General features: G+C 65.8%; 23 protein-coding genes and 1 pseudogene. 7 read left to right on the plus strand and 17 right to left on the minus strand.

Translation table 11 applies throughout. The features are described from left to right. Positions 1-588: a hypothetical protein gene (locus ACQP0C_RS28660; protein ID WP_433724894.1), complete on the minus strand. Its 588-nt coding sequence runs from the start codon at positions 586-588 to the stop codon at positions 1-3. Positions 589-879: 291 nt separating this feature from the next. On the opposite strand from ACQP0C_RS28660, the gene ACQP0C_RS28665 reads away from it, so the two are divergent. Then, on the plus strand, positions 880-1,629 hold the full coding sequence (locus tag ACQP0C_RS28665; RefSeq protein ID WP_433724896.1) for a class I SAM-dependent methyltransferase: 750 nt from the start codon (positions 880-882) through the stop codon (positions 1,627-1,629). 246 nt (positions 1,630-1,875) lie between these two features. Here ACQP0C_RS28665 and ACQP0C_RS28670 read toward each other — a convergent pair whose 3' ends face one another. Next, positions 1,876-2,463, minus strand: a complete 588-nt coding sequence (locus ACQP0C_RS28670) for a TetR/AcrR family transcriptional regulator (RefSeq protein ID WP_433724898.1) — start codon at positions 2,461-2,463, stop codon at positions 1,876-1,878. A gap of 43 nt (positions 2,464-2,506) precedes the next feature. Between ACQP0C_RS28670 and ACQP0C_RS28675 the strand changes: the two genes are divergently transcribed. Further along, positions 2,507-3,403 carry an SDR family NAD(P)-dependent oxidoreductase gene (locus ACQP0C_RS28675; RefSeq protein WP_433724900.1) on the plus strand — a complete coding sequence of 299 codons (897 nt, stop codon included), beginning with the start codon at positions 2,507-2,509 and terminating at the stop codon, positions 3,401-3,403. A gap of 85 nt (positions 3,404-3,488) precedes the next feature. On the opposite strand, the gene ACQP0C_RS28680 is transcribed toward ACQP0C_RS28675, so the two are convergent. The 3 genes from ACQP0C_RS28680 to ACQP0C_RS28690 all read right to left on the minus strand — a co-directional run bounded on the left by ACQP0C_RS28680 (position 3,489) and on the right by ACQP0C_RS28690 (position 6,081). Then, the gene (locus tag ACQP0C_RS28680) at positions 3,489-3,659 is read right to left on the minus strand and encodes a toxin-antitoxin system HicB family antitoxin (RefSeq protein ID WP_433193287.1); all 171 of its coding nucleotides are present in this window, start codon (positions 3,657-3,659) and stop codon (positions 3,489-3,491) included. Between the two features lie 7 nt (positions 3,660-3,666). Then, the gene (locus tag ACQP0C_RS28685) at positions 3,667-4,551 is read right to left on the minus strand and encodes an SPFH domain-containing protein (protein WP_433724902.1); all 885 of its coding nucleotides are present in this window, start codon (positions 4,549-4,551) and stop codon (positions 3,667-3,669) included. 156 nt (positions 4,552-4,707) lie between these two features. Next, positions 4,708-6,081 (minus strand): FAD-binding oxidoreductase, encoded by a 1,374-nt coding sequence (locus ACQP0C_RS28690; RefSeq protein WP_433724904.1) that lies wholly within the window; start codon positions 6,079-6,081, stop codon positions 4,708-4,710. 71 nt (positions 6,082-6,152) lie between these two features. On the opposite strand from ACQP0C_RS28690, the gene ACQP0C_RS28695 reads away from it, so the two are divergent. Continuing rightward, positions 6,153-7,058, plus strand: coding sequence for a LysR family transcriptional regulator (locus ACQP0C_RS28695; RefSeq protein ID WP_433724906.1), 906 nt, complete (start codon positions 6,153-6,155; stop codon positions 7,056-7,058). 1 nt (position 7,059) lies between these two features. On the opposite strand, the gene ACQP0C_RS28700 is transcribed toward ACQP0C_RS28695, so the two are convergent. The 4 genes from ACQP0C_RS28700 to ACQP0C_RS28715 all read right to left on the minus strand — a co-directional run bounded on the left by ACQP0C_RS28700 (position 7,060) and on the right by ACQP0C_RS28715 (position 11,464). After that, positions 7,060-7,812 (minus strand): amino acid ABC transporter ATP-binding protein, encoded by a 753-nt coding sequence (locus ACQP0C_RS28700; protein WP_433734682.1) that lies wholly within the window; start codon positions 7,810-7,812, stop codon positions 7,060-7,062. 32 nt (positions 7,813-7,844) lie between these two features. Beyond that, positions 7,845-8,807 carry an amino acid ABC transporter permease gene (locus ACQP0C_RS28705; RefSeq protein WP_433724908.1) on the minus strand — a complete coding sequence of 321 codons (963 nt, stop codon included), beginning with the start codon at positions 8,805-8,807 and terminating at the stop codon, positions 7,845-7,847. 3 nt (positions 8,808-8,810) lie between these two features. After that, positions 8,811-9,674 (minus strand): ABC transporter substrate-binding protein, encoded by an 864-nt coding sequence (locus ACQP0C_RS28710; protein WP_433734683.1) that lies wholly within the window; start codon positions 9,672-9,674, stop codon positions 8,811-8,813. Positions 9,675-10,372: 698 nt separating this feature from the next. Continuing rightward, entirely contained in the window at positions 10,373-11,464 is a 1,092-nt protein-coding gene (locus ACQP0C_RS28715) for an isocitrate/isopropylmalate dehydrogenase family protein (RefSeq protein WP_433724910.1), read from the minus strand. Positions 11,465-11,567: 103 nt separating this feature from the next. On the opposite strand from ACQP0C_RS28715, the gene ACQP0C_RS28720 reads away from it, so the two are divergent. Beyond that, a complete protein-coding gene (locus ACQP0C_RS28720) occupies positions 11,568-12,089 on the plus strand; it encodes a 2'-5' RNA ligase family protein (protein WP_433724912.1) in 522 nt (173 codons plus the stop codon). Positions 12,090-12,138: 49 nt separating this feature from the next. Beyond that, positions 12,139-12,507, plus strand: coding sequence for a thioredoxin (trxA, locus tag ACQP0C_RS28725; protein ID WP_433724914.1), 369 nt, complete (start codon positions 12,139-12,141; stop codon positions 12,505-12,507). A gap of 88 nt (positions 12,508-12,595) precedes the next feature. Here trxA and ACQP0C_RS28730 read toward each other — a convergent pair whose 3' ends face one another. Continuing rightward, entirely contained in the window at positions 12,596-13,030 is a 435-nt protein-coding gene (locus ACQP0C_RS28730; protein ID WP_433724916.1) for a 2-keto-3-deoxygluconate kinase, read from the minus strand. 371 nt (positions 13,031-13,401) lie between these two features. Between ACQP0C_RS28730 and ACQP0C_RS28735 the strand changes: the two genes are divergently transcribed. Beyond that, positions 13,402-13,713: a DUF6191 domain-containing protein gene (locus tag ACQP0C_RS28735; protein WP_433724917.1), complete on the plus strand. Its 312-nt coding sequence runs from the start codon at positions 13,402-13,404 to the stop codon at positions 13,711-13,713. A 60-nt stretch (positions 13,714-13,773) separates the two neighbouring features. On the opposite strand, the gene polA is transcribed toward ACQP0C_RS28735, so the two are convergent. Next, positions 13,774-16,521: a DNA polymerase I gene (gene polA, locus ACQP0C_RS28740; protein WP_433724919.1), complete on the minus strand. Its 2,748-nt coding sequence runs from the start codon at positions 16,519-16,521 to the stop codon at positions 13,774-13,776. A gap of 121 nt (positions 16,522-16,642) precedes the next feature. Between polA and ACQP0C_RS28745 the strand changes: the two genes are divergently transcribed. Then, on the plus strand, positions 16,643-17,068 hold the full coding sequence (locus tag ACQP0C_RS28745) for a nuclear transport factor 2 family protein (RefSeq protein WP_433724921.1): 426 nt from the start codon (positions 16,643-16,645) through the stop codon (positions 17,066-17,068). Positions 17,069-17,092: 24 nt separating this feature from the next. Here the strand turns inward: ACQP0C_RS28745 and ACQP0C_RS28750 are convergent, their stop codons facing one another. From ACQP0C_RS28750 to ACQP0C_RS28775, 6 genes and pseudogenes are all read right to left on the minus strand, one after another. Then, a complete protein-coding gene (locus ACQP0C_RS28750; protein ID WP_433724923.1) occupies positions 17,093-18,106 on the minus strand; it encodes a neutral zinc metallopeptidase in 1,014 nt (337 codons plus the stop codon). An 83-nt stretch (positions 18,107-18,189) separates the two neighbouring features. Further along, positions 18,190-19,866, minus strand: a complete 1,677-nt coding sequence (locus tag ACQP0C_RS28755) for a DUF885 domain-containing protein (protein ID WP_433724925.1) — start codon at positions 19,864-19,866, stop codon at positions 18,190-18,192. 54 nt (positions 19,867-19,920) lie between these two features. Beyond that, positions 19,921-20,616 carry an ABC transporter ATP-binding protein gene (locus tag ACQP0C_RS28760; protein ID WP_364391948.1) on the minus strand — a complete coding sequence of 232 codons (696 nt, stop codon included), beginning with the start codon at positions 20,614-20,616 and terminating at the stop codon, positions 19,921-19,923. A 129-nt stretch (positions 20,617-20,745) separates the two neighbouring features. After that, positions 20,746-21,702 (minus strand): annotated as a pseudogene (locus ACQP0C_RS28765) (ABC transporter ATP-binding protein); the annotation flags it as partial. Next, the gene (locus ACQP0C_RS28770; RefSeq protein ID WP_433724927.1) at positions 21,699-23,138 is read right to left on the minus strand and encodes a branched-chain amino acid ABC transporter permease; all 1,440 of its coding nucleotides are present in this window, start codon (positions 23,136-23,138) and stop codon (positions 21,699-21,701) included. The gene ACQP0C_RS28770 and the pseudogene ACQP0C_RS28765, both read right to left, overlap by 4 nt. Continuing rightward, positions 23,135-24,172 (minus strand): branched-chain amino acid ABC transporter permease, encoded by a 1,038-nt coding sequence (locus ACQP0C_RS28775; protein ID WP_433679406.1) that lies wholly within the window; start codon positions 24,170-24,172, stop codon positions 23,135-23,137. Before ACQP0C_RS28775 ends, ACQP0C_RS28770 begins: the two co-directional genes overlap by 4 nt. Between the last annotated feature and the right edge of the window lie 55 nt (positions 24,173-24,227).

Raw genomic sequence — 24,227 nt, forward strand, 5'->3', positions numbered from 1 at the left:
TCACCCCTGGAGCGCGGGCGGGGCGGCGAAGTTCGGATCGATCCGGGCGGCAGGGCAGGTCCGCGCGACCCAGCGGCGGGCGCGCGAGAGCGGGTGCTCCGGGAACCGGTCGTCCCAGCGGTGGTCATCGGCCGCGTTATAGGGCAGCGCACCATGGAGACCGGGTGCGTACGGATGCGGCGGATACATATTGTCGAAGCCGATCTCCAGCGCGAGCACCGCCTCGCGGATTCCGGTGGTGCCGGTCTCCGGGCACATGATCTGCAGGACTGCACTGCAGTTCGCCTTCGGCACGGTGAGCGATGCGGCGAAGACCAGCCCCGTCGGCTGATCGGGCAGCCGCATCTTCTGCAGCCGCAGCAGCGCCGGCTGCGAATCGACTCCAACGATGAAAGCCTCTATGAGACAACCGCTTTCGGCGTGAATCTCGGCAAGTCTGTGGCGCAACGTCGCCAGATCCGTCAGCGGTGCGGGCAAGTCGGGCACCAGATCGAAGTAAGACAGCTGGACGATGTCCCCGGTCGAGGGATCGCGCCAGGCGCTGGTATCGAGCTGCTGTAATCCGCTGGTGTCGAACGATATTGGCACCCGATCACGCTACCCGGGTCCGCATACCGACAGCTGCGGCAACGATCACGTAAAGGCGATCCTGGCCACATGCGGTGCGCCGACACGGCAGACACTGTCGTCGCTCGTAGTCGTGTGACTGCCGGAAGGGCAGCGCAGGCAGGCTGCTTTGAACACCGGTGGCGGATTTGCCGTAGCAAGGGTTCCTGCTGACCATTGACCTGCGCTGACGGAACCTGCTGCCCGAGCGGGCAACTGGTGGGCGAGATGATCTCCTGGCGTCCTGGTTGGTCAGTCGGCAGGATGGGTCGCATGCCTGCCATTCCCGAGAGTTCTGCCGGGGCCGCCGACATGGCCGCGGAAAACGACTACGACAGGTTCGCCGAGGGGTATACAGCCGAAACCGAAACCAACCTCATCAACGGCTATTACGCGCGGCCCGCGATCGTGGACCTGGCCGGGGAGGTGGCTGGCAGGCGGATCCTCGACGCCGGCTGTGGCTCCGGCCCGATATTCGCGGCCCTGCGCGACCGCGGTGCCATCGTGACCGGCTTCGACTCCAGCGCCGAGATGGTGGAGCTGGCCCGGCGGCGGCTCGGCACCGACGCGGCCCTGCAGGTCGCCGATATCGGCGGTCCGCTGCCGTTTCCCGACGGTGCGTTCGACGATGTCGTCGCGTCCCTGGTGCTGCACTACCTGGAGGACTGGACCGCGCCGCTGGCCGAGTTGCGGCGTGTGCTCGAGCCCGGCGGCCGACTGATCATGTCCGTCAACCATCCTTTCGTCTTCAAGTGGTTCAATCGCGACGCCGACTACTTCGCGACCGTCAAGCACTCCGAGGAATACACCTTCAGCGGTCAGAAGGCCGTGCTCACCTACTGGCATCGGCCGCTGCACGCGATGACCGACGCCTTCACCGCAGCCGGCTTCCGCACAGCCGTCATCAGCGAACCGCCCCCAGCGCCGGGCGCCCGCGAACTCTTTCCCGACGCCCTGGCGAAGTCCTCCTCCGGTGCGTTCCTGAGCTTCCTGTTCTTCGTTCTGGAGGCCGTTCAGCGCTGAGGCCCTGCCGCTTCCCCGAATGTATCGCCACCCCGGATCGGTCCTCACGGTTGCAGAGTCAGCGCGTGTTCTCTGAACTTGATTCTCATGGGGCAGAAGCCCTTCCGGAGATAGCATCGAATCCAGGGATGCCGAGTCCGGTTGCTGACGTCGTTCGCCGGAAAGTGGCGTCGATCTGGGCGATTCGGCGCCGCGGTAGCTGACCTACCGGCCCTCGGCTTCGCCGAGCCAGCCTTCGCGCCCGGATCAGATGGTGGCAGAACGGAATTCGGTGAGCAGTGTGGCACGGGCGTCGCCGATGTGCGATCCCAGATCACCACCGGTGTGCAGCCAGATTTCGTAACCCGCGAAGAAACAGGCCATGCCGACCTTGGCCCACAGCAGCGGCCGCACATCGGCGCCTTCCTCGACGCCCATCCGGCGCGCGAGGTGTTCGGCGAGCAGGGATTCCACGGCGTTTCGCTTCGCGAGTTCGCGTGCCTGCAGGGCGGGGGTGGCCGCGATCAGCGCATCGCGCGCCCGCGCGTCGGCGAGGCGGTCGATGAAGCGTTCGACCAGCGGACCGATGACCGCGGCCATGGTCTCCTCCGGGGATTCATCGGCGGGGCGGTCGGCCAGCAGCCGCGCCAGCTCGGCGCGATGCTCATCGTCCTCGGCGAAGAGCAGTTCGTCCTTGCTCGGGTAGTAGCGGTGCAGGGTGCGCGTCCCGACGTCGGCCTCGGCGGCGATATCCGCCACGGTCACGGCGTCGTAGCCGTGTTCGACGAACAACCGCAGCGCGGCATCGGCGATCGCCCGCCTGGTCCGCTCCTTCTTCCGATCCCGCAGTGACATTCAAGTATTGTCGCACAGCCTGCCATATGGCAGACTCTGCCATATGACAACAAGTGACAGAACTGTTGTGATCACCGGTGGCACAGGCGGGCTCGGCCGCGAATGCGCCAGGGCGCTCGCCGCCGACTCGCGGTGGACAGTCGTCGCCACCGGGCGCGACGCCGACCGGGGGCGCGCCGAAGCCGCCACCATCGGCGCGCGCGGAATGGCGCTCGACCTCGGCGCACTCGCCTCCGTGGCGCATTTCGCCGACGAATTGCGCACGAACGGACTGCCGCCGTTGCGGGCTCTGGTGTGCAATGCCGGACTCCAGTTCACCCGGCGCAGCTACACCACGGACGGCGTCGAAGCGACCTTCGGCGTCAACCATCTCGGACACCTCGCACTGGTTCAAGCACTGTTGGACGACCTGCTCGCCCCCGCCCGGATCGTTTTCGTCACCTCGGGCACGCATGATCCGGACCACTTCACCGGTATGCCGCATCCACTGGATACCAACGTTCGCCGACTCGCCTATCCGCCCGAACCGACCGAATCCGCGCAGCGCGACGGCCGCCGCCGCTACAGCACCTCGAAATTGGCCAACCTGCAGACCACCTACGAATTGGCCCGGCAGCTCGCGGGGCGCGGTATCACGGTGAATGCGTTCGATCCAGGCCTGATGCCGGGCACCGGACTCGCCAGGGATGCCGGGGCAGCCGCAAAACTGTTGTGGCGCACGGTCGCCCGGGGTCTGGTGCTACTGCCCGGTGTGAATACGCCGCGCCGTTCGGGTGCCGATCTGGCCCGACTCGTCACCGATCCGGCACTCGCCGAGGTGACCGGTCAGCACTTCGTCGGCCGCACCGCGACGCCATCATCGAAGGCGTCCTATGACCGCGCCGCGCAACACGCGCTGTACGCCGACAGCCTGGAACTGCTCGGCGAGCTCACACACTGACGCATCACCGGAAGCGAATACCGACGATGCCGAACACCCGTCGGTGTTCGGCATCGTTGCGGCAGAGCCTATTTCGCGCCCCCGGCTAGTCCTCGACCGGCTTCGCCTTCGGGCCGCGACCCGCCTGTTTCAAGGCCAGGCGCAATGCGTATTCGATTTGGGCGTTGATACTGCGCAGATCGTCGGCGGCCCACTGGGCGATGGCCTCGTGAATCGACGGGTCGAGGCGTAGCAGGATCTTCTTGCGCTCGGCCATGCGCGACTCAGGCGTAGAGCGAGCCGGTATTGACGACGGGCTGGGTGGCTCGGTCACCGCAGAGGACGACCAGCAGGTTGGAGACCATGGCGGCCTTGCGTTCCTCATCGAGTTCGACCACACCCTGTTCGGCGAGCCGGTCCAGCGCCAGACCGACCATGCCGACCGCACCCTCGACAATGCGGGTGCGCGCGGCGACCACCTGCGCCGCCTGTTGACGCACGAGCATGGCCTGGGCGATCTCCGGCGCGTAGGCGAGGTGGGTGATCCTGGCCTCGATGACCTCGATGCCCGCCAAATCGGTGCGCTCGCGCAGTTCGATGGTCAATTCCTCGGCCACTTCGGTGCCGTCACGCAGGCTGGTGATGCCCTTGTCGTGCGCGTCGTACGGGTGGGTGGTCGCCAGATGCCGCACCGCCGCCTCGGACTGGGTCTCCACATACTCGGTGTAGTCATCGACCGAGAACGCGGCCTTGAAGCTGTCGACTACCCGGTAGACCACGACGGCGGCGATCTCCACCGGGTTGCCGTCGGCATCGTTGACCTTGAGCTTCTGCGTCTCGAAGTTGCGCACCTTCAGCGAGATGCTGCGGCGGTCCGTCAGCGGCACTACGGAGAAGAAGCCGGGTTCGCTGAGCGAGCCGATATAGCGGCCGAAGAACTGAACGACCTTGGCCTCGTTGGGATTCACCACGGTGAGCCCGGTCGCCAGCAGCAGGAGCACCACCACGATGACGGTCGCGACGATCGCGCCGACCAGGGCGGGCACATTGTCGTGGTTCGCGGCCGCAGCATAGCCAGCGATGGCTCCGCCACCGATCAACAGCGTGAGCACAAACCAGGACACCAGCACGAGAAAGCCGTTGACATGGAATGCCGACCGAAGCTTCATGACATCCTCCGAGTATCAAAGTGATATCACGAAGATAGCACCGAAGCGGGTGCCGCGCACTCCCGCCTTTCGTGCGTGCACGGCAATGACGAAGCCCCGCACGGATTCGGCCCGTGCGGGGCTTCGGTTGGCACAGCCGCCGCAACGGCTCACGCGTCAATTCGCCGGCACGATGTTGCGGTTGAAGCGGAACATGTTGCGCGGGTCGTACTTCGCCTTCAGCGCGGACAGTTGCGCATAGGTATCCGGCGCATAGCCACCCCGAGTCTGCGCTTCGTCGGCGGCGGCACCCGCGCCGTAGAGGAAGTTCAGACTGTGGCCGACCGTCCACGGCGCGAGCGCCGCGCGAACCACCGCGTGATCCTCGGGCGCGGCATCGCCCGCATCCAGTCCGGGCATGGTGATGACGCGGACGATGTACTCGGCGTCGCGATTGTCCACGGCGATGCCCGTTGGGCCGCCACGGCGCAGCGCTCCGCCGAGGTGCCGGATATCGACAACCGCCTGGATCGGCGATTCGGGTCCGGTGGCCGCGAGCAAGGCCGACAACGTTTCTCCGGTCAACTCACCCAGCAGCGCGTTGGTGGCGGCGTAGGCATGCGGATGATCGGGATCGCTGTGGATGGTGTGCGATTCGGTGTACGGCATGCCCCGCAGGTCGTCCTTCAGCCGCTCCCCGACCGCACGCAGCGGAGCCACCAGCCGCTCCCCCTCCTCGACGGATCCGTTGTAGGCGATTCGGATCGAGGCGACGTAGCGCCCGCGCAGCGGTTCCGGAATCTGCGGGATGGGCGGAAAGGTCATGACGGTGACCGTCGAGGTCAGCTCGTCGGGAAGCGTTGCGGTCCAGTCCTTCCACACTTCCAGGGCGTGCTCGACCAACGCAGTGTCGAAGACCAACTGGCCGCCGTACACGGTGCCGACCGGCACGAGCTCCAGTTCCAGCGAGGTCACCACACCGAAGTTGCCGCCGCTGCCGAGCACCGCGCCGAAGAGTTCGTCGCCGGGTGTCAGCGTGCGCACCCGACCGTCCGCGGTGACGAGTTCGATGACGCGCACATGGTCGGCGGCGTAACCGAATTGCCTTGCCAGCAGGCCCAATCCGCCGCCCAGGCTGTAGCCGACCACGCCGACCGATGGCGAGGACCCGTTCAGTGGTGCGAGCCCGTACTGCGCGGCCGCCTCGACCAGCGCACCGGCACGCACTCCCGCGCCGATCCGGGCGGTCCGGGTCTGCGCGTCGATCCGAATATCGGTCATTCTGCGGGTGCTGATCAGTACGCCGCCGTCGGCCGCGACCGAGAGTCCGTGCCCGGTGGCCTGGACCGCCACCGGAAGTCCGTTGCGCGCCGCGTATTCCACCGCGCTGCGCACATCCTCGGCGTGCACCGCGCCGACCACCAGCGCGGGGCGATGACTGTAGGCGGCCTGGAAGCCAGCGATCTCCGCGTCGTATCCGGTGTCACCGGGACGGAAGACCGGGCCGGTGAAGGTGTCGATGTCGATGATCTGATCTGCGGTGTTTCCCATGCCCTAGACGATGCCCTTCTTCGAGTCAGAAGTACAACAGATAGTTCTGCTCACACCTATAATCAGTAGTTATGGAACTGCGCCAGCTCCGCTACTTTGTCACCGTGGTCGAGGAGGCCAACTTCACCCGCGCCGCGGCCCGGCTGCACCTGGCCCAGCCCGGGCTCAGCGCACAGATCCGTCAACTGGAACGTGAACTGGGACAACAGCTTCTGGATCGCGGCAGCCGTGCGGTGACGCCGACCGAGGTGGGTGCGGCGGTGTTGGCACATGCCAGGGCCGCGCTCGCGGCGACCGAACGGATCACCGCGACGGTCGACGAATTCACCGGACTACTGCGCGGGCACGTCCGCGTCGGCTGCATCTCCGGCACCGCGAGTGAGGATTTCGATATCGCCGCGGTGCTGGCGGATTTTCACGACGACCACCCGCAGGTCGGCATCAGCCTGACCGAGGACACCTCCGAACGCATGCTGGCCGCGGTGCGCAGTGGCGAGCTGGATATCGCCTTGATCGGGTTGACCGGGGCGGAGCTCGGTGCCGATATCGGATTCGACGTGGTGCTCGCTACACCAGTGGTCGCGGCGGACGGGCCGAGTAGCGCGGCGGACCGGAAGGGCCGCGCCGCGATCGCGCTCACCGAACTCCGCGATCACCCGCTGATCTGTCTGCCGCGCGGTACCGGAATCCGGGGTGTATTCGATCGCGCCTGTGCCGCAGCGGGATTCGAGCCCGATATCGCCTTCGAGGCCGCCGCTCCCCCGCTGCTGCTGCGGCTGGCCGCCCGCGGCCTCGGCATCGCGGTGGTGCCCGCGCTGACGGCAGCGGAGGCCGCGGCATTCGGGGTGCGGGTACGGCCGATCACCGAGCCGGAGCTGCACGGACAGCTCGCACTGGCCTGGCGGCGCGATCGCCCCGGCAGCCCGGCCGCGAAAGTCCTACTCGGACAACTCCGTATCGGTTTGGGCAGCCGCTGAATCAGAGCAGCCGCGACAGAAACGCCTTGGTGCGTTCATGTTTCGGCTCGGCGAGGACCGCACGCGGATTGCCCGCCTCCACGACGACACCGCCGTCCATGAACACCAACTGGTCGGCGACCTCACGGGCGAAACCCATTTCATGGGTGACGACCACCATCGTCATACCGTCGGCGGCGAGTTCGCGCATGACCCCGAGCACCTCACCGACCAGCTCCGGATCCAGCGCCGAGGTCGGCTCGTCGAAGAGCATCAGCTTCGGATCCATGGCCAGCGCGCGGGCGATGGCGACGCGTTGCTGCTGACCACCCGACAGCTGGGCCGGATAGGCATTCGCCTTGTCCCCCATGCCGACTCGGTCCAGCAGTTCATCCGCGCGGGCCACGGCGTCGGCCTTGCGAAGGCCCTTCACCTGCATGGGCGCCTCGATGATGTTCTCCAGCGCCGTCCGGTGCGGGAACAGATTGAAGTGCTGGAACACCATGCCGATATCGCGACGCTGCTTGGCCGCGTCGCGCGGGTGCAGTTCGTAGAGCTTGCCACCCTTTTCGCGATACCCGATGAGGTCGCCGTCGACGTAGAGCCGCCCCGCGTTCACCTGCTCGAGGTGGTTGATGCAGCGCAGGAAGGTCGATTTACCCGACCCCGACGGTCCGATCAGGCACAGCACTTCGCCGCGCCCCACCTCGAGCGAAATGCCCTTGAGCACTTGCAGCGCGCCGAAGTTCTTGCACACCCGATCCGCGACGATCATCGGAGTCGCATCGTTCTTATTCGGACTCGCGCTCATTTCGCCTTCACAATCGTCTGCGCATCGGCAAGTTCCTGCAGCTGCTTGGCGGTCAGCTGCCGAGATGCGCCCCGCGAGTAATAGCGCTCCAGGTAGTACTGCCCGACCATCAGCACACTGGTGACCGCGAGATACCAAGTGGCGGTGACCAAGAGCAGCGGAATCGGCTGGAAGTTCACGCCGTAGATATCGCGGGCGCGGCCGTACAGGTCGGTGCTCAATGGAATCGCGGTCACCAGCGAGGTGGTCTTCAACATGCCGATGAGCTCATTGCCGGTCGGCGGGATGATCACCCGCATCGACTGCGGCAAGACGGTCCTGCGCATGGTCTGCGACCATGACATGCCCAGCGCCGTCGAGGCCTCGCGCTGCCCCTCACCGACGGAATTAATTCCGGCACGGACGATTTCGGCCATGTATGCGGCCTCGTTCAGACCGAGGCCGATCACCGCGAAGGCGAACGCGGCCTGCAACCCCTGCACATCGATCCGCACGAACTCGGGCCCGAACGGCACACCGAGCTGGATCGACTTGTAGAGCGACGGGAACAGCCCCCAGAACACCAACTGCACGAAAACCGGTGTGCCACGGAAGATCCAGAGATATACCCAGGCCACCGAGCGGAGCACCGGATTCGGGGACAGGCGCATCACCGCGAGCAGTGTCCCCAGCACGACGGCGATCGCCATCGCCAGCACGGTCAGCTCCAGGGTGACCACCGCGCCGGAGGCGATCCGGCTGTCGAACAAGTACTTTCGATAGGTCCCCCATCCGTACGCGGGGTTGGTGGCCGCGCCGTAGATGAAGAGCCCGAGCAGGGCGAGGATGATCGCCGCGGCGATCCATCGGCCCGGCCTGCGCAGTGGAACGGCCTTGATCGGCTCCGGTTCTGCCGAGTCGATCGGCCCGCCGGGCCCGGTGTTGTCGCCGGGCGCCGACGTGGTCTCGGGTGTGGACATCGATCAGCTCTCGGCGCCGTTGATGACCGACTTGGTGATCGCGCCTTCCTGCACACCCCAGTTCTTGGTGATCTCCAGGTACTTACCGTTGTCGATCAGGTGCTGAACGGCGGCCTGCAGCGCCTTGCCGAGCGCCGAACCCTTGGGGATGGCCCAGCCGTAGGGCGCGGAGTCGAAGACCTTACCGGCCGCCTCGATCTTGCCGTCGCTCTTCTTGATGGCGTACGCGGTCACCGGCGAATCCGCCGACATCGCGTCGACCTGGCCGAGCACCAGGGCATTGGTCGCCGCGCTCTGCTCGTCGAACGGCTTCTTATCGATGGCGGGCTTGCCCTGCGCCTCGCACTTCTTGCTGCGGGCCGGGATCTCATCGGTGTCCTGAACCGTGGTGGCCTGTACCGCGACCCGCTTACCGCAGGCGTTGTCCGGGTCGACCGGCTTACCCGACTGCTGCGCCCACTGGCTGCCCGCGTTGAAGTAGGTGGTGAAGTCGACGCTCTGTTCGCGTTCCTTGGAGTCGGTGATGGAGGACATGCCGACGTCGTAGGTGCCCGCCTGGATCGAGGGAATGATCTTCTCGAAGGAGGATTCGAGGTATTCGGCCTTGAGGCCGAGGGTGGCGGCCACGGCGTCCATCAGATCGACATCGAAGCCGACGATTTTGCCGCTCGGGTCCTTGTACTCATTGGGCTGATAGGGGATATTGACTCCGACGACGAGCTTGCCCGACTGCTTGATCTTGTCCGGGAGCAGCGCGGCGGCCGTATCGACCTTCTCGATACCGGAAACCTTCGCGACCGCGGGCGAGTTGTCCTCGGAGTTACTACAGCCCGTCAGTACCAGGGCACCACCGGCGAGCACACACATTGCTTGCAGGGCGCGCCTGCCAAGAACCGATCGAACAGACACAGCAGCCCTCCACATTTCGGATTCGAGAAACCCGGGTGTCACCACCCGTTTGGCAATCTAAGCGATCGAGCCGTTTCGTGCTGGACAGTAGTGAAAGTGCGACACGAAGTCGTTGCGAACTCACTGCCGCCCAGGTGCCGGTTCGCCGCCGGAATACCCTACCCTCTCGTTCGCTAGCCGATTGCTCGGCCCGGGTGGTGACAGCGGTGTCTTCCAACACAGCGCGCAGTGCTGATGCCGCCGAGCATTCCAGACAGGTTCTCCGCGTGAACTAGCACCTGCCGCAGCACGGCGATCGACCCGGGAAGGCGAACCTCCGGCGAACACGCCCCTGCATGAGATCGGCGCCGCCGGTGTCACGAGATGCGTCAGTGATGCCGCCGTGTCGGAATCGCTGGGTTGCTACCCGCCTACGCGGTCGCAGATGCCGATCGTCTTGCGACCGAACCGAATACGATCCGCCGCCACGGCATCGCCGAGCGCACCGGCCACACCCTATGACAGTTGTTATGGAATGACGTATCGTCCCCTTATAACAGTCGTTATAAGGGAGCTATCAATGACCGTCATCACCGTGCACAGCGCGAGGGGCCGTTTCACCCAGGACCAGCGCCGACAGCTTGCCGTTCCAGTCGGTGGGGCGCGCGGGACCGGTGTCAGCGGCGATGTACGCGGGCGCGGACCTGCTCGGTGAATTCGCTGGTCGAGGCGAGACCGCCCAGGTCGGCGGTGGCGATTCCGGCGGCGAAGGTGGCCGCGACGGCGCGTTCGATGCGTTCGCCAGCGCTCACCAGTGCGCGGTTGCTATCGCGAATTCCCAGCCAGTGCAACAGCATTGCGGCCGAGAGCTGGAGCGCCGCCGGATTTGCGCGGTTGTGTCCGGCCAGGGTCGGTGCGGCGCCGTGTACCGCCTGGGCCATCGCCTTGGTCGCCGAGCAGTTCAGCGATGCGGCCGTGCCGAGCGATCCGCTCAACTCCCCCGCGAGATCGGAAAGGATATCGCCGAAGAGGTTCTCGGTCACCAGCACGTCGTAGTCGCGGGCGGCGCGGACCAGATGCGCTGCGGTCGCGTCGACATGCTCGTCGTCGACCTCGACGGCGGGATAGGCGCGTGCGACGTCATAGCAGACGTCGCGGAACAGACCCATCGTCATGGGCAGCACGTTGGCCTTGTGCACGATGGTCACCCGCTTGCGACGCCCCGCCGCGAGCCGGAAGGCCTCATGCGCGATCCGCTCGCAGGCCTGCCGGGTGATCACGCCGACCGCCATCGCGATATCGGGGGTCGGCCGGAACTCACCGGATCCGGCGAACATATTGCGATCGGCGTAGAAGCCCTCGCTGTTCTCGCGGACGATCACCAGGTCGATATCAGGGGCGCTCGCCTTGATTCCGGCGAAGGCGCGGGCGGGGCGGATATTGGCGTAGAGACCGAAGCGTTTGCGGATGACGCCGCCGGGAGCGATCCGGTGCTCGGGCGGGTAGGAGGCGTTGTCGTGCGGGCCGAGGACCCAGGCATCGAGTTCGTCGAGAGCCGCGAGAGTTTGCTCGGGCAGCGGAGCACCGAATTCCTCGATGGCACGGTGTCCCATCAGCAGGGGAACCCATTCGACGGCGGCCGCGCCGGCCGCGGTGAGCGCTTCGTCGACCACGACGCGGGTGGCCTCGACCACCTCGGGGCCGATGCCATCGCCTTCGATGAGGCCCAGTCGCACGGGCGACGTGTCATATTCCCTCGCAGCGTTCACCGGGTCATCTTCCCGCGATCTGGTCCATACACCGACATCTGGGGCCGAGGCTGGCGCGTTTCGCCGCGCACAGCGCCGCGAGGACGGCTAACCTCTCGTGAACATGGTGCAGTCGGTCGAATTGCTATTGGACGACGCGGCCGATGCGGAGATCCGACGGCAGTGGCAGTTGCTCGCGGATGCCGGCATCCCTAGTTTGGCCGGGAAGCAAACCGAGACCAACCGGCCGCATATCACCGTCGCGGTGGCCAGGCAGATCTGGCCGCGCATCGATAACGCGCTCGAGCAGCTGGCCTTCCGGCCGATTCCGGTGCGGCTGGGCGGGCTGCTCGTCTTCGGCGCGCGCCATCCGATCCTGGTGCGGCTGGTGGTGCCCTCGGAGCCGCTGCTCGCACTGCAACGGCGCATTTTCAACGCGGTATCGCCGTGTCCCGGGGTTCCGGCGAATCTGCAGCCCGACGAGTGGACGCCCCATGTCACACTGGCCAGGCGGGTGCCGACGCACCATCTCGGCGAGGCGATCCACGCGGTCGCCAGGGACCGTGATTTCCCGGCGACCGTGGTGGGTATCCGGCGTTGGGATGGCGATCAGCGGCGTGAGTGGCCGGTCGCCCGGGGAAGATAAGCACAGCGCCGGGCGTTACAGCTGGCGACATACGATACGAGAGGACGTCATGGCCACCCAGACGCTGAACCAGCAGAATTTCGATGAGATTGTCACCGGAAACGACGTGGTACTGGTCGATTTCTGGGCCGACTGGTGCGGTCCGTGCAAGAGCTTCGCGCCGACGTTCGAGGCCTCCTCGGACAAGCATCCGGATGTCGTGCACGGCAAGGTCGACACCGAGGCGGAGCAGAGCCTGGCCGCCGCCGCCAATATCCAATCCATCCCGACCATCATGGCGTTCCGTGAGGGCGTGCTGGTCTTCGCGCAGCCCGGCGCATTGCCACCCGCCGCGTTGGAGGATCTCGTCACCCAGGTGAAGGCGCTGGATATGGACGAGGTGCGCAAGCAGCTCGCGGAGCAGCAGGCCGAGAAGTAACTCCCGACTCGGACAACCGAGCCGACGGGCCGTTCACATTCTTGTGGAATGTGAACGGCCCGTTGCGTTTTGGGCTCCGTGTTCGCTCTCAGGCGCCCAGCTGGTTCACGCCCGCAATCATGGCGCGGACGGTGGATTCGGCGCCGTCGTCGGCCAGGGCCGCGCCCCAGCCCCGCCTGCCGTTGCATTCGCACTGCACGAAGGTCGCGGTGCCCGCCTCGGTGCGGCGCTGGTGGAATTGCAGGATTTCGACCGGATAACCCTCGTCGTAGAGGGCCGAGGTCATCGCCGCGACCGGACTACCGGTGGCGATCACCGTGCGCAGGTGGTCGGCGAATTCGAGGGTCGCGGTGAACTCGGCGCTCCGCTTGCCCGCGGGCGACCAGTCGCCGACCCGGATCGGGCCGGTGAGCTCGCCATAGCGATCGTGGAACTGCGCCGGCGTCAGATCGGCGCATTCGGCGCGCAGCGCCTTGGGCGCGGCGGCGATGAACGTCTTGGTGTCGAGAGTCAGCATGGTCATTGCGCGTAGGTCTTCCCGAGGATTGTCTTCTCAATTGACAGAGGGGACCAGCAGTAAGTAATCAGTAGCCCGCAGCGAGGGGGCCGGTCCGAATCAGACCCCGCTACGGCGGGTTACTACGAGAAGTCGCCGGGCTGCCACCATCGCGGTAAGCGGAATTAGCACGACGCTGTCGCGGTCTGCGACATTCAGCGCTGCGCTGTGGCGGTCGGCGGGATTCGGCACGCGGACCAGAATATGTCCATATTGACGCAATAGCAACCACATTTGGCACCCCCGTTGTGCCTACTCGCGAGTATCATTCGCGCAGCTCAGAGGCATCGTCCGACAGAAGAATGGCAGGCCGCCGCCGAGAAGGTACCTTCGGTCACATGGGTGCCCTTGTCGCCATGACCATCCCGGGGTTGGCAATCGTGCTGAGCGGCCTCGCGTTCGTCGAGGTGCTGTGGAATCGGCTCACCGGAAGCCGGATCCTGCCATGGTTCCGTCACCGCAAGCACACGCCGGTCGCCACGACCGGATTCGAGCAAGTGACCGCGGTCTTCCAGGGCTCCAAGCATTACGAGTTCGAGCAGCGGCAGACGACATTGATGCACAGAGAGGACGAGTCCGATGGTGCGCCGCCGCGCGACCGGATCGACCGCGGTGCGGGCTCGGCGAAGCTGGTGCGGCGCGAGCGGTGACCGTTCGATGGTGAAAACGGGTGTGGCACACCGCATGTCCGGTGTGCCACACAACCGCACTCAGTGGGCGGCGGCGTCCCAGCTGCGGCCGGTACCGACGGACACGTCCAATGGGACCGACAGGGTGATCGCCGAGGACATCTGTTCGCGGGCCAGTGCCTCCAGGGTGTCCTTCTCCCCGCCGGCGACCTCGAAGACCAACTCGTCGTGGATCTGCAGCAGCATCCGCGAGCGCAGGCCGGCCTCCCGAATCGCCTTGTGCACGTTGATCATCGCCACCTTGATGATGTCGGCGGCGGTGCCCTGGATGGGCGCGTTGAGGGCCATGCGTTCGGCGGCCTCACGGCGCTGGCGGTTGCTGGAGTCCAGATCGGGCAGGTAGCGGCGGCGGCCGAAGAGGGTTTCGGTGTAGCCGACCTTGCGGGCCTGTTCGACGACCTCGTAGAGGTAGTCGCGGATGCCGCCGAAGCGGTCGAAGTAGACGTCCATCTGCTCCTTGGCCTCCTGCGTGCTGATCTTCAGCTGGGTGGACAGGCCGTAGGAGCTCAGACCGTAGGCCAGGCCGTAGGACATCGCCTTGATCCGGCGGCGCATCTCGGGATTGACCTCGGACAGCGGAATGTCGAACGCCTTGGACGCGACGAAGGTGTGCAGATCCTCACCGGAATTGAACGCCTCGATCAGGCCCTCGTCGCCGGAGAGGTGGGCCATGATGCGCATTTCGATCTGGCTGTAGTCCGCGGTCATCAGCGACTGGTAGCCGGAGCCGACGACGAAGGTGTCGCGGATCTGACGGCCGGTGTCGGTGCGGATCGGGATGTTCTGCAGATTCGGCTCGGTCGAGGACAGTCGTCCCGTCGCGGCGATGGTCTGGTTGAAGGTGGTGTGGATGCGACCGTCGTCGGCGACGGATTTGAGCAGACCGTCGACGGTGACCTTGAGCCGGGTGGCATCGCGGTGTTCGAGCAGATGCCGCAGGAATGGATGCTCGGTCTTCTCGAACAGCGATTCCAGCGCGTCGGCGTCGGTGGTGTAGCCGGTCTTGGTGCGCTTGGTCTTCGGCATATCGAGCTCGTCGAAGAGCACCACCTGCAGCTGCTTGGGCGAGCCGAGGTTGATCTGCTTGCCGATCACCCCATAGGCGGCGTTGGCCGCATCGCTGACCTTATCGGCGAATTGCCGCTGCAGGGTCTCGAGCTGGTCGATATCGACCGCGATACCCGCATTCTCGAGTTCGGCGAGGACACCGAGCAGGGGCAGTTCCATATCGTCGAGCAGCGCGCTGGATTCGATCTGGCGCAGTTCGCCGTCGAGCGCCTCGGCGAGGTCGAGCACCGCCCTGGCGCGCAGCATTTCGGTCTGCGCCGCCTCGGCGTCGACGGTGTCCGCATCGTCGAGCAGGGACAGCTGCGGGGTTTCATCGGTCTCGGCGCGCAGCTCACGGTGCAGGTAGCGCAGTGACAGATCGTCGAGATTGAAGCTGCGCTGGCCAGGGCGGACCAGGTAGGCGGCCAGGGCGGTATCGCTGGTGAGGCCGGCCAGGGTCCAGCCGCGTCCGCGCAGCGCGTGCATCGCGGCCTTGGCCTCGTGCAGCGCCTTCGGCACGGCGGCATCGGCGAGCCAACTGCCGAGAGCGGCTTCGTCTTCCGGGGTCAGCACGGCGACATCGATATAACCGCTTTCACCGTCCGCGGCGGCGATGGCGAGCGCGCGCACGTCACCGTTGCCCGGCATGCTGCTGCCGACGACCGAAATGCCATGGCGGACACCGGCTTTCGCATGCTCGACGAGCCAGGCGGCGACCGCGCCGACTTCGAGCGCACCGCCGCTGATCTCGAAGCCGGATTCGGCCTCGGGCTCCGGCGGGGCCAGGGTTTCGAAGAGCCGATCGCGCAGTACCCGGAACTCCAGATCGTCGAAGAGCTGGTGGATCTTGTTGCGATCCCACGGCTGCTGGGCCAGTTGTTCGGGGGTATAGGGCAGCGGGACGTCGCGGACCATCTCGGTGAGCTGGCGGTTGAGCACCACACTGCTGAGATTGGCGCGCAGCGCGTCGCCGACCTTGCCCTTCACCTCGTCCACCTTGTCGACAAGGGTGGTGAGATCGCCGTATTCGCGAATCCACTTGGCGGCGGTCTTCTCCCCGACGCCCGGAATGCCCGGCAGGTTATCGCTGGGGTCGCCGCGCAGCGCCGCGTAGTCCGGGTACTGAGCCGGAGTGAGCTGATATTTGGCCATCACCTCATCCGGAGTGAACCGGGTCAGATCGGAGACGCCCTTGCGCGGGTAGAGCAGCGTGACCTCATCGCTGACCAGCTGGATGGCATCGCGGTCACCGGAGACGATCAAGACACGGAACCCCTCGGTCACGGCCTGGGTCGCGATGGTCGCGATCAGATCGTCGGCCTCGAAGCCGTCGATCGCCATGACCGGGATCCCCATGGCGCCGAGCACATCCTTGGTGAGTTCGACCTGACCGCGGAACTCATCGGGCGTGGCATTGCGCCCGGCCTTGTACTCCGGATACGCCTCGGTGCGAAAAGTCTTGCGACTGACATCGAAGGCCGCCGCGATATGCGTCGGCTTCTCGTCCCGCAACAGGTTGATCAGCATGGCGGTGAATCCGTACACCGCATTGGTGGTCTGCCCGGTGACCGTCTTGAAGTTCTCCGCGGGCAATGCGAAGAATGCGCGATAGGCAATCGAATGCCCGTCCAACAGCAACAACGTCGGCTGCTCACCGGCTGGCACGGCTGTACCCGTCGCCTTTGGGGCACTGGAACGCTGATCAGTAGTCGCTGGGGTCACGTGCAAGAGTCTAGGGAGCCCCACCGACAATCCACAGCCGCGGCACCCCCAAGATATGCGAGTCCACCGAGCCGTCCGATTCCCGCCAGAAGAGCTCGCGCCCGACGGCAATGATTTGCCGGTGACCACAACCCTTGCAGCACTGCAGCAGTTCTTCGCCGCCGAAGCCGCCTACATCACCGAGGGCGCGAACTTCGATGCCATGGCCGCCTGCCTGGCTCCCGATGTCGTCATGTACCAGGCCGAGCACCTGCCCTACGGCGGCGAATGGCACGGCCCCGATGGCATCGAGAAATTCATGGCGGCCATGAGCCGGACCTGGGGCTCGTTGGAATTCATCGAGCAGCGGTTCGTGGTCGACGGCGAGACGGTGGTCATCTACAACCGCGGCCGACTGCTGGCCCGCGCGACCGGCCGGACGCTGGCGACCTCGGTTATGCAGCTGATGACCTTCCGAGACGGCCTGATCACCGAGATCCGGCCGTTCTATCTGGATACCGCGGCCGTGCTCGAGGTACTGACCGAGAATCGACCCGTAGCGCAGTAGCTTCTGCGCCGCTCGGCTGCGCGGCTATTCGACGTGGGCCGGGGAGCTGTACCAGGTGTTGCACTCCCAGGTGTCGCCCTTGTCGGAGCCCCATTTCCACCAGCCCCACACGTTTTCCTCGGTGCCCTGCATGCGCGGATTGCCGGCCTCGCCGGTGCTGCGGACGGTATGGGATGCCTCGTTCCAGGTTTGTTCGTCGATATCGGCGCGGCCGTAGTTGGTGCCGAGGAACATGCCGGAGAAGCAGCGGGCCTGCAGTTCCATGCGACGGCTCTGCTCCTGGCCCGCGGTGCTGTCCTTGCCGAGGGTCGAACGTTTTTCGGTGTAGGCCTGCATGACGCCGATCAGGTTCTGCACGTGGTGTCCGTATTCGGTGGTCAGTACGGCCAATTGGGCACCGCGGCGGGAGCCACTGGCCAGCGGGCGCATCCCGTCGTACGGCAGGACCAGCGTTTCGTCGAGGGCGCAGTAGAAGGTCGTCGGGCCATTGCGCAGCCGCTGCACACACTGGCTGGTGACCTCACGGGACTCCGCGGGGGCGAGTAGCCGCGGCGGATGGAACGGCAGTCCGGCCCCGCGCAGTGTCGGTTCCCAGGATGCGTCGAGGCAGGCGATCGCGGCCCGATAGAACGCCCGCGCCGCCTCCGGATCGTCGCGCCAGGCAGGCAATTTGCAATCGACCCTGCCGAGGCCCGCATGCTGGGCGAAGAGCGGATGGTCGGCCAGCGCCTGCACCGGGCGACTCGATGCCACCGGCAACCCGGCCGGTGCCGCCCCGGCCAAGGGCGCGGCGGCGACCGGCGGCGCGGCGTTTCCGACCGGATTCGCCGATTCGGGTAGCGCACCGGCGAATCCCGGCATCATCGAATTCTCAGAGATCACCCGCGCCGTACGCATTTCACGGGCATCAGCGGACTGTCCGTTCACCACGAACAGCGTCACCGCCGCCAGCGCGCCGACCACGCCGAATGCCACCCCGGCGAGCACCAGCCGCCGACCGCGCAACGGACCGAGCCGAGAGCTGAACGTGCTGTTCATGATCCCCCTGTGGAGCTCGATCACCGCACATTCATTGGAACCCCGCCCGACCCCACCCGCAACTCGGAGACGGGGTCAGCGGGTCACAGTGTGGCCACAAGTTCACGCAGCACCGGCAGGCTGACCGACCCGGCGCCGAGCACCACATCGTGGAATGCCTTGATATCGAAGGCAGCGCCGAGCCGCTCGGCGGCCCGGCGGCGCTGAGCGCGAATCTCGAGCTGGCCGACCTTGTACGCAACGGCCTGCCCCGGAATCGCGATGTAGCGGTCGACCTCGACCTCGATCTCGGCCAGCCCGACCGGCGCGTTGGCGACCATGAAGTCGATGGCCTGCTGACGGCTCCAGCCCTTGGCGTGGATGCCGGTGTCGACGACGAGTCGGCACGAGCGCCACGAGTCCGCCGCGAGCATTCCGACGCGATCCAAATCGTCGGCGTACAAGCCCATTTCGTCGGCCAGGCGTTCGGTGTAGAGCGCCCAGCCTTCGACGAAAGCGGTATTGGCGAACGACTGGCGTTGGAAGCGCGGCAGGTGATCGAGCTCATTGGCGATGGTGAGCTGCAGATGATGTCCCGGAATCGCCTCGTGGTAGGCCACCGCGGCCGTCTCGTAGCGGCTGCGGCCGGTGGGTTCGTGCTGGTTGACGAAGTAGGTGCCGGGCCGGGAGCCGTCCGCCGCGGGCGGAAAATAGTACGCCGCGGGCGCATCCGCGGCCAGGAAGTCCGGCACCGCGACGATATCGCAGGTTTCCTTGGGCAGGCGACCGAACCAGTTGCCCATCTCCGCGACCGCCGCACCGAGGGCGCGTCGCGCATCGGCCATGATCTCTTCGCCGCTGCCGTAACGCAGTTCCGGATCCTGGCGCAGCCGGGTGAAGATCTCGGTGGTATCGGCGGTGGCGAACAGCCGGGTGCCCACGGCGGCGTATTCCTCACGCAGCGCCGCCAATTCGGATATGCCGAGTTCGTGGATCTCCTGCGCACCGAGGTCGGGCAGGGTGGTGTGGCGGCGCAACTGCCGCCGGTAGATATCCTCGCCGTCGGCGCCGAGCCAGCACAGGCCGCATTTGTCGTCGGGACGCGCGGCCGGACGCAGTTCGTCGGCCAGTACGTCCCGATAGCGTTGGAAGGCAGGGCGAATCACATCGCGGGCGACCTCGGTGAGTTCGGCGCGCCAGGCCGCCTCCCAGTCCCAATCCGACGGTCCGGCGAAGGTGGTGAACGGATCGGTGGCGAGATCGGAGCCGAGGTAGCCGTCGAGCTGGTTGAGTGCGCGCTCGATGGTGATGCGCGCGGGTGCGCGACCCGCGGCCAGGCCGTTGCGGAACTGCTGGACCGCCTGGTCGAACAGCGCGCCGAATTGACGATGCCGCTGCACCAGGGCGAGTGCGTTTTCCGGCTGCGGCGCCTTGGTCTGGGTGGCCATCATGAGCATTCCGGCGTGCACGCCGTCCATCTGATCCGAGGCCAGTTCGGTCGGCCGCCACGCCAAATTGTCGATGGCCGTATCCAATTCGGTGCGCAACAGACTACGGGTGACCCGGTCGTCGCCGCTCAGCGCGTCGGCATCGAGGCCGACGACCTGATCGCGCAGTTCGCCCAAGGTCGCCAGCAGCTGCTGCTGAGCCTCGGGCGACAGGTCCTCGATGCGATCATCGAAGCGGTGGTCGCCGAGCAGGGTAGCCGTGCTCGGCGCGGCCGCCAGCACGCTGTCCCAGTATCGGTCGGCCAGATTCGTGAGTTCGTCGTGCCCGTCCATGCTCGCCATCATGCCTCGAGGCGCCCATGGACGGGCCCGACTTGTCGCCGACTCTTATCCCACGCCCAGATAGGCCGACTTCACCGCGGGATCGGTGAGCAGATCCCCGCCGATACCGCTCTTGGTGACCTCACCGGTCTCCAGAATGTAGGCGCGATCGCTACGGGTCAGCGCCTGCTGGGCGTTCTGCTCCACCAGCAGTACGGTGGTGCCCTGCTGGTTGATCTCGCTGATGATCCGGAAGATCTGCTGAATCACCATGGGCGCCAGGCCCATCGACGGTTCATCGAGCAGCAGCAGGCGCGGGCGGGCCATGAGCGAGCGGCCGATGGCCAGCATCTGCTGCTCACCGCCGGAGAGCGTGCCGCCGACCTGCTTGCGCCGCTCCGACAGCCGCGGGAACAGTTCGAAGACCCACTCCAGCGTTTGACCGTACTCCGCCTTCTGCTTGAAAGCCCTTCCGTAGCAACCCATATCGAGGTTCTCCTGGACCGTCATACCGGGGAAGACACCCCGGCCCTCCGGTGCCTGGATCAACCCGTGGGTGACCCGCTCGTGCGCCTTCATCTGGGTGATATCGCGGCCCTCGAACTTGATCTTGCCGCGGGTGAGCGGCAGCAGGCCCGACAGCGCACGCATGGTGGTGGTCTTGCCCGCACCGTTCGCACCGAGCAGCGTGACCAGCTCACCCTCCGCCACCCGCAGCGAAACCCCGTGCAGCGCTTGGATTCTGCCGTAGTTGACCACCATATCGTCGACCTCGAGCAGCGGCGGTGCCTGGCTGAAGTCACGGGCCGCGGGCGCGACGGGCGCGGCCGGTTCGGCGGCGGGCGGTTCCGGTTCGACCACTTCGGTTGTGGCGGTGACCTTCTCGGCCGCCGCGGCCTCGGTGTCGGGAACACCGAGATACGCCGCGATCACATCCGGGTTGTCGCGGATCTGCGCGGGCAGCCCATCGGCGATCTTTCGACCGAACTCCAGCACCACGATTCGATCCGTGACACCCATGACCAGGCGCATATCGTGCTCGATCAGCAGCACAGTGAACCCGTCGTCACGGATCTTGCGGATCAGATCCATCAGTGCCGACTTCTCGCTCGGATTGAACCCGGCCGCGGGTTCGTCCAGGCAGAGCAGTTTCGGCTCGGTGGCCAGCGCGCGGGCGATCTCCAGTCGGCGCTGATCGCCATAGGACAGATTGCGCGCCTTCTCCACCGCGCGCGGTGCGATGCCGACGAATTCGAGCAGGGCCATGCCGCGCTCGATCGCGTCCTTCTCCTCGCTGCGATGGCGCGGAGTGCGGAAGATGGCACCGGGCACCGAGGTCTTGTGCCTGGCGTCGGTGCCGACCACCACATTCTCCAGCGCGGTCATCTCACCGAAGAGCCGCACATTCTGGAAGGTGCGGGCGATACCGAGCCGGGTGATCTCGTTGCGCTTGGTCTTCGTCAGCGGTTTGCCGTCGAAATACACCAGACCCGAGGCCGGTTTGTAGACACCGGTAATGGCGTTGAAGCAGGTCGTCTTGCCCGCGCCATTGGGTCCGATCAGTCCGAGAATTTCGCCGCGGCGGATCTCGAAGCTGACCTTGTCCAAGGCGGTCAGACCGCCGAACTTCACCGTGAGCTCATCGGTGCGCAGCAGCGGCGCACCCACCGCGGTTTCGATTTCGCGGTGTGGCGCAACCACATCCGCGACGACCTCGGCATCGGCGAGCACCGGGATCACGGCGGTGACATCGACCTCGCCCGCGCTCTCGACCTCCGGCGGAGCCGCATAGCCGGCCGCCATATCCTCATTGTCGAACAGGGCGTCACCCGCTCCGGGCCCGGTCATTGTCGCGCTCCGATCAATTCACGCTCGGCCGGTTTGCGCACGGCCTGATACACCTGCCTACCGAAGGTGAGCAGCTTCTGCCGCACCGGGAACAGACCCTGTGGCCGCAGAATCATCATGACCACCAAGGTAATTCCGAAGTACATGTATTTGAGGTCGCCGAGGGACTGGGCGCCGCCGACCCGGAACAGCAATACGCTGCCGAGCAACAGCGCGCCCATGACGCCGGTGACCACCATGCCCGTGATACAGCCGCGCCGCGGCCATGGGCTCATATCGTCGCTCTTGTACTTCCAGACGACGACCAACCCGACGAAGACCAGCACATCGATCGCCAACAGGATGTACCCGGTGGACTCATTGCTCACCAACTTCACCGACTGCAGCCGCGCGGGCAGATAGGCAATGATGAACGCGCCGAAGATGACGCCGAGCTTATTGCCCTGACCACCGATGACGACGGCGCACAGGAACAGCATCGAGTTGATGATGTTGAACCCGGTCGGATTGATGAACTGGACCTGACCGGCGTAGATCGCACCGGACATGCCGCCGACGGCGGCGCCGATCAAAAAGGCCCACAGCTTGAACTTGAAGGTCGGCACGCCCATGATCTCCGCGGCGTCCTCGTCCTCGCGGATGGCCACCCAGGCGCGGCCGACCCGGCTGCGTTCCAGATTTCCGACGATGAGCAGCACGATGATCACCAACACCATGGCGAACCAGTACCACCAGGTGCCATAGCTGGCCCGGTCCAGCAGATTCGCGCTATCGGCATTGCCGCTGTTACCGCCGGAGAAAACACCCTCCGGCTTGCTGTCGGATTCGCCGACGTGTGGGAAGGCGACACCGGACAGACCCAGGCTGCCGTTGGTGATGTCGGAGAGATTGTCGGCGAGCAACCGGACGATCTCACCGAAGCCGAGGGTGACGATCGCCAGATAGTCACCGCGCAGCCGCAGCGTCGGGGTGCCGAGGATGATGCCGGAGATGGCCGTCACCGCGACCGCGATCGGCAGACAGGCCATCCAGGCCCAGGTCGGATTCAGCCAGCCGCCATCGGTCTGATTCCACGGACTGTTGGGACTGGTGAGCAGGCCGACGGTATAGGCGCCGATGGCGTAGAAGCCGACGTAGCCGAGGTCGAGCAGACCCGCCTGTCCGACAACGACATTCAGGCCGATGGCGATCAGCGCGTACATCGCGACCTGCGCCATGACCAGGCCGAAGTTATAGCCGGGCGTATCCAGCAGCGGCGGCGGGAACAGCGGAAGCAGTGCGAGCAGAATGAGGATCGGCACGCCGACGCCCCATTGCGCGGGGCGGCTCAGGCCGTCCCACCAGGTCCGAATCGCATCGCCGACACCACGTCTCGGAGCTGCTGCCTGCGGCGTCTCGGGCGACGGCGCATCGGGTGTCTTGGTCAGGTCGGTCATGCGCGGGCCCTCCCGAGGCTCTCACCGAGGATGCCGGTCGGGCGCACCATCAGCACCAGCACCAGCACGACGAAGGCGACGACATCGCGCCATTCCGAGCCGAGCAGCGATTGGCCGTACTGTTCCACCACACCGAGCAGGATGCCGCCGAGCAGCGCACCGCGCAGATTGCCGATGCCGCCGAGCACCGCGGCGCTGAATGCCTTGATGCCGAGGATGAATCCGCCGGAGTAGATGATGCCCTGCGGAATCTTGATCGCGTACAGCAGTGCGGCCGCACCCGCGAGCACGCCGCCGATGAAGAATGTCAGCATGATGACCCGCTCCCGCGAAACGCCCATCAGCGTCGCGGTATCGGGGTCCTGCGCGACGGCGCGAATACCGCGCCCGAATTTGGTCCGGTTGATCAACACCTCGGTCACGATCGCCAGCGCGATCGCGGCCAGCACGATGAGCACCTTGATGTTGTCGATGTCGGCGCCGAAGAAGCTGAACTGCACGCTCGGCTCGACCAGTTTGATCGGCTGCTGTGCATTGGTGCCGCCGAGTTTGGGATTGATCTTCGGCAGGATGAAGTGCACGAATTCCTGGATCACGAACGACATGCCGATCGCGGTGATCAGGAAGCTGAGCGGTTTGGCCCCGCGTTTGCGCAACGGCCGATAGGCCACGCGCTCCAATCCGACTGCGGCACCACCGGATACCAGCATGCCGATGATCATCGCGAGCGCGAGATAGGTGACGGTCAGGACGATGCCCTGGGTGTACACGTCGGGATTCGCCACGAAACCGAAGAGCATGAGCCCGATCAATTGACCGAACATGCCGAGCATGAATATTTCCGAATGGGCGAAATTGATCAGCCGCAATACACCGTAGACCAGGGTATAGCCCACGGCGACCAAGGCATAGATAGAGCCGTAGGTCACCCCGTCGACGGTCAGCCGCCAGAAGTTATCGATCACCCCGTGGTAGTTGAAGTCGATCGATCCGCTGGCGAGTTGTACAGCGCCAGCCAATGCCGTTGATTTCATTCGTCTTGTGCCCTCACACTTCATTCGCCCACCGGACAGCGGCACGTGCGGGGAT

The organism is Nocardia sp. CA-129566, assembly GCF_050956075.1.
Lineage (GTDB): Bacteria > Actinomycetota > Actinomycetes > Mycobacteriales > Mycobacteriaceae > Nocardia.

Coding starts and splice junctions, on each gene's coding strand:
- ACQP0C_RS28760 (WP_364391948.1), bottom strand. CDS start 20,616: ATGGTGGTCAACTACGGCAGAATCCAAGCGCTGCACGGGGTTTCGCTG.
- ACQP0C_RS28730 (WP_433724916.1), bottom strand. CDS start 13,030: ATGACCATGCTGACTCTCGACACCAAGACGTTCATCGCCGCCGCGCCC.
- ACQP0C_RS28750 (WP_433724923.1), bottom strand. CDS start 18,106: ATGAACAGCACGTTCAGCTCTCGGCTCGGTCCGTTGCGCGGTCGGCGG.
- ACQP0C_RS28675 (WP_433724900.1), top strand. CDS start 2,507: ATGACAACAAGTGACAGAACTGTTGTGATCACCGGTGGCACAGGCGGG.
- ACQP0C_RS28700 (WP_433734682.1), bottom strand. CDS start 7,812: ATGATCGTCGCGGATCGGGTGTGCAAGAACTTCGGCGCGCTGCAAGTG.
- ACQP0C_RS28705 (WP_433724908.1), bottom strand. CDS start 8,807: ATGTCCACACCCGAGACCACGTCGGCGCCCGGCGACAACACCGGGCCC.
- ACQP0C_RS28670 (WP_433724898.1), bottom strand. CDS start 2,463: ATGTCACTGCGGGATCGGAAGAAGGAGCGGACCAGGCGGGCGATCGCC.
- ACQP0C_RS28695 (WP_433724906.1), top strand. CDS start 6,153: ATGGAACTGCGCCAGCTCCGCTACTTTGTCACCGTGGTCGAGGAGGCC.
- ACQP0C_RS28680 (WP_433193287.1), bottom strand. CDS start 3,659: ATGGCCGAGCGCAAGAAGATCCTGCTACGCCTCGACCCGTCGATTCAC.
- trxA (WP_433724914.1), top strand. CDS start 12,139: ATGGCCACCCAGACGCTGAACCAGCAGAATTTCGATGAGATTGTCACC.
- ACQP0C_RS28735 (WP_433724917.1), top strand. CDS start 13,402: ATGGGTGCCCTTGTCGCCATGACCATCCCGGGGTTGGCAATCGTGCTG.
- ACQP0C_RS28720 (WP_433724912.1), top strand. CDS start 11,568: ATGGTGCAGTCGGTCGAATTGCTATTGGACGACGCGGCCGATGCGGAG.
- ACQP0C_RS28710 (WP_433734683.1), bottom strand. CDS start 9,674: ATGTGTGTGCTCGCCGGTGGTGCCCTGGTACTGACGGGCTGTAGTAAC.
- ACQP0C_RS28690 (WP_433724904.1), bottom strand. CDS start 6,081: ATGGGAAACACCGCAGATCAGATCATCGACATCGACACCTTCACCGGC.
- ACQP0C_RS28685 (WP_433724902.1), bottom strand. CDS start 4,551: ATGAAGCTTCGGTCGGCATTCCATGTCAACGGCTTTCTCGTGCTGGTG.
- ACQP0C_RS28775 (WP_433679406.1), bottom strand. CDS start 24,172: ATGAAATCAACGGCATTGGCTGGCGCTGTACAACTCGCCAGCGGATCG.
- ACQP0C_RS28665 (WP_433724896.1), top strand. CDS start 880: ATGCCTGCCATTCCCGAGAGTTCTGCCGGGGCCGCCGACATGGCCGCG.
- ACQP0C_RS28770 (WP_433724927.1), bottom strand. CDS start 23,138: ATGACCGACCTGACCAAGACACCCGATGCGCCGTCGCCCGAGACGCCG.
- ACQP0C_RS28755 (WP_433724925.1), bottom strand. CDS start 19,866: ATGGACGGGCACGACGAACTCACGAATCTGGCCGACCGATACTGGGAC.